At 47.5% G+C, this 11372-nt stretch carries 11 protein-coding genes and 1 tRNA gene; 6 read left to right on the plus strand and 6 right to left on the minus strand.

Annotation, left to right across the window (positions count from 1 at the left end):
- Positions 1-40 precede the first annotated feature (40 nt).
- Complete coding sequence (gene plsB / locus U868_RS0121905; RefSeq protein ID WP_025155149.1) at positions 41-2515, minus strand: glycerol-3-phosphate 1-O-acyltransferase PlsB; 2475 nt, start codon at positions 2513-2515, stop codon at positions 41-43.
- 138 nt (positions 2516-2653) lie between these two features.
- Between plsB and U868_RS0121910 the strand changes: the two genes are divergently transcribed.
- Together U868_RS0121910 and lexA are read left to right on the plus strand one after the other, a co-directional pair.
- Complete coding sequence (locus U868_RS0121910) at positions 2654-3025, plus strand: diacylglycerol kinase (RefSeq protein ID WP_025155150.1); 372 nt, start codon at positions 2654-2656, stop codon at positions 3023-3025.
- 117 nt (positions 3026-3142) lie between these two features.
- On the plus strand, positions 3143-3757 hold the full coding sequence (gene lexA, locus U868_RS0121915) for a transcriptional repressor LexA (RefSeq protein ID WP_025155151.1): 615 nt from the start codon (positions 3143-3145) through the stop codon (positions 3755-3757).
- 79 nt (positions 3758-3836) lie between these two features.
- On the opposite strand, the gene zur is transcribed toward lexA, so the two are convergent.
- Positions 3837-4355 carry a zinc uptake transcriptional repressor Zur gene (gene zur / locus U868_RS0121920; protein ID WP_025155152.1) on the minus strand — a complete coding sequence of 173 codons (519 nt, stop codon included), beginning with the start codon at positions 4353-4355 and terminating at the stop codon, positions 3837-3839.
- A 176-nt stretch (positions 4356-4531) separates the two neighbouring features.
- Between zur and U868_RS0121925 the strand changes: the two genes are divergently transcribed.
- Entirely contained in the window at positions 4532-5002 is a 471-nt protein-coding gene (locus tag U868_RS0121925) for a YbaK/EbsC family protein (RefSeq protein ID WP_025155153.1), read from the plus strand.
- Between the two features lie 35 nt (positions 5003-5037).
- Here the strand turns inward: U868_RS0121925 and U868_RS24250 are convergent, their stop codons facing one another.
- A complete protein-coding gene (locus U868_RS24250; RefSeq protein WP_025155154.1) occupies positions 5038-5388 on the minus strand; it encodes a helix-turn-helix domain-containing protein in 351 nt (116 codons plus the stop codon).
- Positions 5389-5443: 55 nt separating this feature from the next.
- A complete protein-coding gene (locus U868_RS0121935; RefSeq protein WP_029991526.1) occupies positions 5444-5686 on the minus strand; it encodes a helix-turn-helix domain-containing protein in 243 nt (80 codons plus the stop codon).
- A gap of 732 nt (positions 5687-6418) precedes the next feature.
- Here U868_RS0121935 and U868_RS0121940 point away from each other — a divergent pair.
- Together U868_RS0121940 and U868_RS0121945 are read left to right on the plus strand one after the other, a co-directional pair.
- Positions 6419-7600, plus strand: coding sequence for a multidrug effflux MFS transporter (locus U868_RS0121940; RefSeq protein WP_025155156.1), 1182 nt, complete (start codon positions 6419-6421; stop codon positions 7598-7600).
- A gap of 569 nt (positions 7601-8169) precedes the next feature.
- Entirely contained in the window at positions 8170-9813 is a 1644-nt protein-coding gene (locus U868_RS0121945; protein WP_025155157.1) for a methyl-accepting chemotaxis protein, read from the plus strand.
- A gap of 476 nt (positions 9814-10289) precedes the next feature.
- Here the strand turns inward: U868_RS0121945 and U868_RS0121950 are convergent, their stop codons facing one another.
- Entirely contained in the window at positions 10290-10547 is a 258-nt protein-coding gene (locus U868_RS0121950; protein WP_025155158.1) for a pyocin activator PrtN family protein, read from the minus strand.
- 28 nt (positions 10548-10575) lie between these two features.
- Positions 10576-11145, minus strand: a complete 570-nt coding sequence (locus tag U868_RS0121955; protein ID WP_025155159.1) for a 3'-5' exonuclease — start codon at positions 11143-11145, stop codon at positions 10576-10578.
- 62 nt (positions 11146-11207) lie between these two features.
- Between U868_RS0121955 and U868_RS0121960 the strand changes: the two genes are divergently transcribed.
- Positions 11208-11280: transfer RNA gene (locus tag U868_RS0121960), tRNA-Lys, on the plus strand.
- Positions 11281-11372 lie beyond the last annotated feature (92 nt).

Consider the following 11372-nt stretch of genomic DNA (forward strand, 5'->3'; position numbering starts at 1 on the left):
ATGCCGGGGGATATTTATTTGTCCTCAACACTGACCGCTGTCAGTCAGCCGGATTACTGTCATCACTTTCCGCCGGTATGGATTCTTCCGGCTCCAGGCTGACACTTTCTATAGTCAGGCGGATTTCCGGGGACATCAGTTCTGCCAGCACGTTGTAGAACTCACCGGCATTAGCTTCAATCACATCATCATTGTCATTGATATAGCCTTCTTCACGCAGCGTGCCGACCAGCGTGGCAAACACGGCTTTGTCGAAGAATTCCGGTGCGTTGATGCCGTGCAGAACCGACAGACGCTGTGCCAGCATCCGGCTCTCTTTTTCCAGTGCGGAACGGCTGATTTCCGGGGTGGCATTCAGCAGCGACAATGTGATCGCATAACGCTGTAATGTTTCACGGATCCCGGCGGCCAGCAGTTGTAACGGACGGATACGGGCCGGGTTAATCACCAGCATATTATCATCACGGCGGCAGATTAATTGCTGGCGGCACAGTTCATCAATGATGGTATCGAGGATCGCCGGCAGCTCTTCCTGGCTGTAACGCATAAACAGCTCAGCTTTCAGCAGCGGATAGATCATCCCGACATGTTCACGCAGCGTATCGGTACTGACACGGCGGTGATGGATCAGGATACTGGTCACCAGAGACGGCAGTACCAGCATATGCAGAATGTTATTCCGGTAGTAGGTCATCAGTACCGCATTCTCACGCGGCAGAATGATGATATCCCCGAGGCTGTCTTTTTCAACCTCGAACTTATTCATCTGCAGAGCATGTTCCAGCAGTTCTTCCGCACTCTTCGCCGGAGTGGTGCTGTCCGGAGAGTACGGCACATTGCGCAGCAGCTGGAGATAGCAGTCGAGCTGCTCAATCAGCTGTTCGCGGGTCAGCGCGCGCTGGCGGGAAGCCAGCAGAGCCGTGGTACACAGGTTGATAGCATTAGCGGCGGCGGCATTATTGATGCTCACCATAATGTTATCAGCCAGAGAGGTGGCGGTCGGTGTCAGCCAGGACGGACGCTGCGGCTCGACCGGGTCGATCGCTTCGCGCCATTCCGGCACCTGTTTTGTCAGGTATTGTGACAACGGAATCGGCTGCCCGAAGTTCACATAACCCTGACCGAGGTTACGCAGTTTGCGCAGACCGCGCACCATCTGGATAAAACCTTCTTTCTGCTTGGTGGCACCGCGCAGTTCTTTGGCGTACGTGCCCACTTCCATCACATGCTCATACCCGATATAGACCGGCACCAGGGTGATAGGCCGTGAGTCACCGCGCAGCATGGCCTGAAGCGTCATCGACAGTGTGCCGGTTTTCGGCTCCAGCAGACGCCCGGTACGGGAACGACCGCCCTCGACAAAGTATTCGATGGAATAACCGCGGGAGAACAGTTCACTCAGATATTCACGGAAAACCGTGGAGTAGAGTTTATTGCCCTTGAAGCTGCGGCGGATAAAGAAAGCACCGAGGCGGCGGAAAATCGGCCCCGCCGGCCAGAAATTGAGGTTAATCCCGGCCGCGATATGCGGTGGCACCAGCCCCTGATGATAGAGCACATAAGAGAGCAGCAGATAATCCATGTGGCTGCGGTGGCAGGGGACATACACTATCTCATGACCGTCCTGCGCCAGCTGGCGCACCCGCTCCGCATTATGGACATTCAGCCCCTGATACAGGCGGTTCCAGGTCCAGCCAAGGACGCGATCAGCCACGCGCAGGGCGTCATAGGTGAAGTTAGCAGCTACTTCGTTCATCATGGAAACCGCATTCTGCCGCGCTTTTTCAATGGTGATTTTTTTGGCTTTCGCTTCATCCTCAACGGCTTTTTCAATCGCTTTGGACTTCAGCAGCTTATTGAACAGCTCCTGACGCACCGGCAGTTTCGGGCCGATAGCGGCCAGACGCTGGCGGGAGAAGTGAATACGGGCGACACGGGCCAGTTTATTGGCGATAATAGTGTCGGTGCCGTGTTCAGAAGCCATTGCGCCCATCGACACCGGCTGTGAGAAGCGGACAAAGCTGTCGCGTCCCAGCCAGAGTACGGCGAAAAATTTCTGGATCCCGTTTAACAGACGCAGATGCGGCACACCGTGGTGCCCCTCGCGGCCCGGTGAACGACCAAACATGACAGAGACCGGTAGCATCTGAATATCCAGCGCCGGATTATTACGGTGCAGATCCAGATAGGCGTGGAAAACATGAACGGAATCCTTACGCGGATTCAGGGAGTAATAACGGAATACGCGCGGGCCGTCATCAATAAAGACATAGCCCGGCAATGTGGTATTACCGATGACATTATCTTCCAGCGGATCCGGCATGCCCTGTGCGAGACACTGACGGCGCAGTGTCAGCAGGTCTGCCTTAGAGTGATAAGGAAGAACATAGAGTGTCGGACGTTGTGTATCCAGCCCCAGCTCACTGACCGGATCCGTCGGGATCGGCTTGCTTTTTACCAATAGTTTTAAAGGTAAATTCAATACGTTATAGTATATTTTACGCCAAAGTGACATAAATGTATGAAGCCTCTTGTTAACAATTCGCGTTCAGCATACCAGAAAGGCGAAGCCAGATCTGTGTTGCGACAGCAATAAAATCGCGGAAAAATAGCGGCGGTCAGTCAGATAATCACATTACTAACAGTGACAGAAATGAAAAAAAATACCGGATTTATACGATTAATTAAAGCGGCGGGTTATTCAAAGAAAGGACTCATTGCGGCATGGAAAAATGAAGCCGCTATCCGTCAGGAATTGCTGACGCTGATCCCGGCCATTATTATTGCCTTTGTTTTTTCTTTTACGGCCATTGAGCGGGTGCTGCTGATTGGTTCTGTGGTGCTGGTGGTGGTGATTGAGCTTATCAACAGTGCGATTGAGGCGGTGGTTGATCGTATCGGTACGGAATATCATGAACTGTCCGGCCGGGCCAAAGATATGGGGTCCGCCGCCGTATTTATCGCCACATTACTGGGGCTGTTTGTCTGGATTATGCTGTTTATCAGCTGGTTCCAGCGCCTTTAACAGGTGCTTTTTTATGAAACCTGCAGCGTAACACGTATTTTCCTCATGTTATGGTTCCCAATCCCGGAATACCTGTATATACTCACAGTCTGACTGTATAAACAAACAGGGGGCGAAATGAAAGCACTGACGGCACGGCAGCAACAGGTCTATGACCTTGTTCGTGACCATATTTCGCAGACGGGCATGCCACCGACGCGTGCAGAAATTGCGGCACGCCTGGGTTTTCGCTCTCCGAATGCGGCGGAAGAGCACCTGAAAGCCCTGGCGCGTAAAGGCGTCATTGAGATTGTCTCCGGGGCGTCCCGGGGGATCCGTCTGCTTCTGGAAGAAGAAGAGGATGAAGGTTTACCATTAATCGGCCGTGTGGCGGCGGGTGAGCCTTTATTAGCGCAGGAACATATCGAAAGTCATTACCGGGTTGACCCGATGCTGTTTAAACCCAGCGCAGATTTCCTGCTGCGGGTAAATGGTATGTCAATGAAAGATATCGGTATTATGGACGGTGACTTACTTGCGGTGCATAAAACCCAGGACGTACATAACGGCCAGGTGGTGGTTGCCCGTATTGAAGATGAAGTCACAGTCAAACGGTTTAAGAAAGTGGGCAGTAAGATTGAGCTGCACGCCGAAAATGAGGAATTCAGCCCGATTGTGGTGGATTTACGGGAACAAAACTTTACTGTCGAAGGTCTGGCGGTGGGTGTTATCCGTAATAACGACTGGCACTGATTTCCGGGATATCCGTCTGAAAACGGTATCCGCTTAAAAACCACAGTACGCCGGAGACGGACACTGTGGTTTTTGTTTATCAGCGCCCGCGTTTACGCGGCTCATCATGCTCATGGTCATGCCGGCATTTATCTCTGCAGGTACAGGATTCAATATCATAACAAGGGCGGCAGTATCCGTGTGCCTCAATCACACTGTGGCGGATATGAAATTGCGTGGCATCCGCCAGCTGACTGATTTGTGAATCAATTGCCTCACCATCCCGCTCTGTCACACTGTTACAGCGATCGCAGATAAACAGCACCGAGGTATGGCTGGGTTTATCAAAGTGCGGGCACATCACAAAGCTGTTGGTGGATTCAATTTTGTGGATAAACCCCTGCTCCAGCAGGAATTCCAGGCCGCGGTAGATGGTCGGCGGTTTTGCCTGCGGCTCGGTTTCGCGCAGCAGATCCAGCAGCTCATAGGCACTGATGGCACCGGGCTGATCGGCAATCAGTTGCAGAATCGATTTTCGCTGAGACGTCATGCGTACACTGCGTGACAGACACAGCGCTTCTGCTTTCTTTAATAAAGCCTGAATATCAACAGGTTGCATGACATCACCTTCCGTTAATCAATAAATATATGAGCAGCCCACTCTAGCATGAATTCCGGCAGAATAACCGGTATCAATGCTATTTTGTCAAAAAAGGGCTGACAATTCAGGGCTAATTATGGTGAGCTGTCAGGGCAAACACATAAAAAGCACATGATAATAAAACGGAGTCCTGAATGAGTATCGAAACGGTCCGTGCCTGGTTCGGCACGCATGCCCCGGATGTCACGATTATTGAAACCACACAGCCGACCGCCACGGTCAGCCAGGCCGCGGATGTTCATGGTGTCCGCCCCGGCCAAATCTGCAAAACACTCTCCTTTAAGCTGGCGGATGACAGTGCAATCCTGATTGTGATGGCGGGGGATGCCCGGCTGGATAATAAAAAATTCAAAACACAGTTCGGCTGTAAAGCCAAAATGCTGAATGCAGAGGAAGTGGTGCAGTTTACCGGTCATCCGGTCGGGGGAGTCTGTCCGTTCGGGCTGCCGGTACCGCTGACGGTTTATGCGGATCATTCGCTCCGGGAATATGACACTGTATTACCGGCGGCGGGGTCAGCAAATTCTGCTGTCCGGCTGACACCTGTACGGCTGGCGGAACTGACAAACGCACAGTGGCTGGATATCACCACCCGGCCGGTATAAACCAGACAGCACCGCAGCAGCGGTGCTGTATCACATCAGTATTCCGGCAGGCGGGTATCCGGTTCCGTATTTACACCGGCATCGGTACTGCCGGTGAACATATTGTCATCAGGAAGATGATGACGGGCAAAAAAAAGCAGGCTGTCCTCAATAAAATAGTAGGGAGAGACACTGAAGACCTGGGATATTCTCAGAATGATTTCCAGGGAAATTTTTGTGCTGCCGATTTCATAGCGGGAGATTTGCTGTTGTGATACGCCAATCAGGTTGCCCAGTTCTGTCGATGTGACACCGGTGATCCTGCGCATTTTGCGGATTTGTCCGCCGATGAGCTTATACATCTCGTTAATGCTTGTATTCAGGTTATTATCTGTTTTATTACTCATTATCTTCTGTCAGTCTGGTTAAACAATAACATATTAATGTTTGTCAAATTAAAACTTATTCTTCATCACAACCAATTTCATCAAAAAAATAATTAACATTAATATTCAGGATGTTTGCGAGCATTAATAATTTATCCAGGGGAATTAAGCTCGCTCCCGTTTCGTAACGGGATAACTGCTGTTGTGAGATATTAATTTTTATTGAAAGCTCTTTGCCTGTCAGACAATTTTTCAGGCGCTGACATTTTATTCTGCCGCCAATAAACATTGCCAACTCATATTTATCATATATTGTCATAAATTATGAAGATAAACGGTTGTCATATAATAATATAAAAATTTAACTTGACGTATTTGTTTCCTCAAATGGTTTCTTTAAAAAGTATAATCGATACCCTTTTAATATGTAATAGATACAAAAAATCAACAAACAGGAAACAATAAAGGTGAAAATATTACGTATCAACACTATAACCTCAGCGATTTCATATTGTTACAAAGGATACCTGGTTTTTAACATCTTACATGAATGATGAGTAAGCGGAATATTCTGATATTTAGTGGTGATTATACCTAATATAAAGATATTGATGCTGATTTTAAGCTTAAAATGGGTAATTTAACTACCGAACCTCGCTTTCCTGAAATGGAAGATAAGCAGTCAGCGTGATTATTGTCCTGCAATATGAGGATTGCTGGTTTGTTAAATTTCCGGATGGTGTTATGAGAAAACAAAAATACTGAAACATCCTGATGTTTCCATAAAATACATAAATTATGATAGTAGTATATGCCAGGAATTGAATCGGAGTGTATTATTTAGTTTACTTACAGAATAAGTAATATTGGCCGTTATTCACACCACCATATAAATAATAAAATTCCGGTTGATGATAATTTCATTATATAATGAAATATACAGTATTATTTTTTCTTTTAATTCACAGTGTTAGTTGTAATTGATGGTTGTAAAAAACAATAATTGCGTGTATTTTCTGCTGTCATCAGGTGCTGAGTGAAATTGAACGGTATGCGGAATTTATTACTTTTATTGTTAGTCATCGTGTTATTAGGGCCATTGGGTATCGATCTTTATTTACCGGCTATTCCGGCAATTGCAAAAGGCCTGGGCAGTAGTGAATCATTGATTCAGTCAACTATCTCGTTGTTTATTCTTGTATTAGGTGCGGGACAGCTTATTTCCGGATATCTGGTGGACAAATTCGGCCGCAGACCGATGGCAATGGCGGGAATGGTACTGTATATCGCCGGGTCCCTGACTGCGGCATTTGCGGTTACCCCGGGGATGTTTATTGCATCACGGTTACTTCAGGGGGCGGGTGTCTGCTGCACGTCCGTGGTTGCTTTTACCTGTGTCCGCGATTGCTTTAACGGCAATGAGGCGGCGCGTGCTTTCGGTTTTTTAAACGGCACATTAAATATTGTTCCGGCACTGGCACCACTACTGGGCGGTATCATGGCGGAATATTACGGCTGGCGGGTGCCTTTTGGTTTTCTGGCACTGTATGCCTTTATTCTGCTGATTCTGACAGCAAAATATCTGCCGGAAACCCGGCCGGAAAGCAGTGCCCGGCATAAAGAAAACCCGCTGAAGAGCCTTGTTTCTGTGCTGTTCAATAAGCGGTTTTTAATCTTTTCCCTGGTGAATGCCGGGACGATGGGAATGGTATTGACGTATGTTTCCCTTGCACCGGTGGTACTGATGGGGGATGCGGCGCTCAGCCCGTTACAGTTTTCGGTTGTGTTCGGCGCTAACGGATTCTGGATCATGGGGATCAGTATGATCGCCAACCGGGTGATCCGCAGGGCGGGCAGACCGGTTTGCCTGATTTCCGGCGGTATACTGATGATGCTGGGGTGCATTGCGCTGGCACTGAGCCCGGTGCTGCTTTCTGCACAAATACAGCATCACTGGCTGATCTATATGCTGCCGGTGGCCGCTGCCTGTGCCGGGCTGGCCTTTATTATGGGACCGGCAACCAGCTATGCTCTGGAACCTTATTCTGATAACGCCGGTGTTGCCTCCGCACTGGTGGGTTTTATGCAGATGGCAGGCGGCGCAGTACTGACCCTGGTTGCTATCGCATCCCCCTTACCGCCGAAAACAGCACTGGCCGTCACTATGCTGTGCGGCGCCCTGCTGGCATGGAATGCGTACCGGGTGAGTAAAAAGGAACAGCGGCGGACGTGATGCAGAAAGCGGAGATATCATGTCTGTGTGATATACTCCGCTTTTGTTTTTCCGGATAAATGGATACTCTGTATTTAATGCTGACGAAGAACACTGTCATAAAGATAATTAAAATTATTATTATCTGAATCAGACAGGAAAATTATCTCTCCATCGATATCAATCGTATTTCCTGTATAGTTATCACTCCAGTCATTTGTTACTATATACCGTGATTCCTGGTCTGTTTTTCTTACTTCTATTTTATTGTCACCAGAATTAATACTGTTGGCATTATTTATGATTTAATTCAGTGTTTTTATTTTCTATATCATAAGGGATATAAGAGAGGTATATCACTGCATGCTCAGATGTTTTTCTGAGCGATGGGATACACAGACTGAAATGTTTAAAGAACGGAATGAATTTGCGGATATACAGAGCCAAACTCCCGTGGAATTTTAATTACCGGTCAGATATGCAATCTTATCAGCGGATTGATTTCACCTTAGAATATACATCCGGATATATCAATTATGTTATTATGCACAGTTAACCCATGCAACTCTAAACCAGAGAAAGTAACAGATATGTTTAAAAGATTAAAGGTATCAAACGGATTGCTCTTTGTTTTGTTTCTGTTTTTTTTATTGCAATTAATAACCGGTGCTTTTCTTTTTAATTACGCACAGTCCAATAAAAAAACAGTCATTACGAACAGTAATGAGTCTGCTAAATTAGTTGAGGGTAATGAGTCGTGGGATATGCTGATATCTGCACGTACATCGGTGTATGCAGCGCTTGTACTTCTGTCCTATAATAAGGATGCAGAAGCATTAGAGTTTATTTCCAAGGCTGAGACATCACTGGAAAAAGCAAGGGAACACTTTGAATTATTTAAATCGTATCCGACAAATCTTCAGGATGACGGTAATTTCAAAAAAATTGAAGATGCATTTGATGTATACCGTTCAGGGTTGTTAACAGCCACCCGAAATTTAAGTGAGAGAAAATTAACTGAAGTTGTTAACCAGCCGATACCTGATTATCAGGCTGAACTTGCAAAATATTACAACGAATATCAGGATGATTATAATAATTACTATAACAGCAGTATTCAAAAAGCCTCTGATGAATATAATGATACCTTATGGGGACTCCTTGCTATTTTTATCAGCCTGATAATCATTATTTCAGTTGTATGGCTTGGTATCCGGCGTATGCTGATTTTACCTCTGAACCATATTGTCGGCGGAATTCAGCATATTGCTGAAGGTGATCTGAGCCGGCCGATTAATGTGAAAGGCGGGGATGAAATTATGATATTGGCGGAAACATTACGCCATATGCAGATTGAACTGGCCCGTACTGTCGGTGATGTCCGTGATGGCGCCAACGCCATTTACAGTGGCGTCAGTGAGATTGCTGCCGGTAATAACGACCTCTCTTCGCGGACCGAACAACAGGCTGCCTCTCTTGAAGAAACCGCCGCCAGCATGGAAGAGCTGACCGCCACTGTGCGCCAGAATGCCGATAATGCCCGCCAGGCAAGCCATCTGGCGTTAACTGCCTCTGAGACCGCAGAGCGCGGCGGGAAAGTGGTGGATGATGTCGTGGATACCATGCGCGGTATCGGCGACAGCTCGAAGAAAATTGCCGATATTATCAGTGTGATTGACGGTATTGCCTTCCAGACCAACATCCTGGCACTGAATGCCGCCGTGGAAGCCGCCCGTGCCGGTGAGCAGGGGCGCGGATTTGCCGTTGTCGCCGGTGAAGTGCGTAATCTGGCTCAGCGCAGTGCGCAGGCCGCCCGGGAAATCAAAACCCTGATCGAAGATTCAGTCGGCAGAGTCGGTGCCGGGGCTGTACTGGTTGAGCGCGCCGGTGAAACGATGGATGAAATTGTCAGCGCCGTTACCCGCGTCACCGATATCATGAGTGAGATAGCCTCTGCCTCGGATGAACAGAGCCGCGGGATTGACCAGGTGGGTGTGGCGGTGACGGAAATGGACAGAGTCACCCAGCAGAATGCGGCATTAGTTGAGCAATCAGCCGCAGCGGCTGCGTCACTTGAAGAGCAGGCCGGCAGACTGACTCAGGCCGTATCTGTATTTCATATACAGGGCAGAGAACTGAAGGGCGGCACGAAAACCAGCATTATGGCGCCGTTACAACGCCCTGCGCTTAAAAAATCCGCTGATAATGCCGATGATGACTGGGAAACATTTTAGTACAGACTGCTGCATGTTTAATAAAACACAGAACCCTGTTGTTATTCACAACTAAGTTGTGCCTGAATTATGTCCGCCTCTGTTTGCCCATGTTTCATGGGCTTTTTTAACCGGAAAATCCGGGATTCGGGTGTACCTGTTTTATGAATGACGTGCTTTCACTGTGGATACGTTTGTCTGTGGTATATAATAGGTCATTACTTTATAATTACTCTCTGCATCGTTCATTGAGGACACCGTTTTGTGGTGGCCCTGCCGGTGTCCTGATAAACAAAAAAGACCCCAAATGCACCAAAATACACCAACAGAAAAAATCACCGAAACCCAGCAATTACTCGCTGTAAGCGGCTATAAGAACCTTAACCGTTTCTCCGTGGCACCGATGCTGGATGGGATTTACTGTTCATAAATATCAATGAGATATGATTTTGTGGGGTGCTATTGGTGTGCTGGCACCCCTGATTTATTCTGGTTTATTACTGCGTATTCAGGTGTGTGAATTCTTTTCTGGCCTTTGCTCTCTCTGATTCAATCCATTCTGCCAGGTCGCTAATGTGTACCATCCGGATCGATTTCTGGCTGGTGGTGTCCCGGTAAACAGGAAACGGCAGCTCGCCTAAATTAGCCTTTTTATCTGCCACCGCCTCTGTGAGATTCAGGAATTTTTTTGCGATCACTGACAACGGGATCTGTGACGTTTCAAACTCTGCCATTAACATAAATACAGTATTCATTTTTCTCTCCACACATCGCCGTATACGATTAGAAGTTCTTTAATAAATGCTGGTGGATTGCGACCACGTAATTCACCTGGTGCAATGCATCATCCAGTGCATTGTGTGCTTCACCAACAAACGGAAAATCTTTTTTCGGGTTGATACCGGCATTGCGACCAAGTTCGACAATGGTGCGCACATCCCGGTCATTCCAGTGCTTCCAGAATGGAGTTATTTCGCAACTTTCGTATGCAGTTCGCAGGATCACATTATCGAAATTACTTCCGTTGCCCCATACCTGCACACGTTCTTCACAGAACTCAGAAGTGAATGAATTAAGTTTGATTAGTGCATCAGGCAGATCAATAGCTTTTTCGGTGTTAATGATTTCATTTTTGGCATTATCACTCTGACCCAGCCACCACAGGACCGTATCAGCGTCGATACTACCGCCGTATTTTTCACTGCTGCGCAGATCGACCACTTCACAAAAAAGTGCATCATCAGTTACGCCTGAAACCATATCGAACGGAACGGCAGCGATAGCAACAATTGCCGCACCCGGTTTATTACCCATAGTTTCAAGGTCAATCATCAGATGTTTGAATTTATCCATTATTAATCTCGTTACTTAAAGTCGTTGAACATCAAAATTTAGAGGCGTATTTTATCTGACACGGGCTGTTAGCTCAGTTGGCAGAGCACTGGACTCTTAATCCATTGGTCGAGGGTTCGACCCCCTCACAGCCCATCATTCATTACCCGCCTGAATTCGATAACCCACACCCACGGATTTTTATACCAGGCATCAACACCGTTAATTGAATTCCAGAGTGTTACGAA

Origin of the sequence: Morganella morganii H1r (assembly GCF_000633515.1) — a bacterium.
GTDB lineage: Bacteria > Pseudomonadota > Gammaproteobacteria > Enterobacterales > Enterobacteriaceae > Morganella > Morganella morganii_B.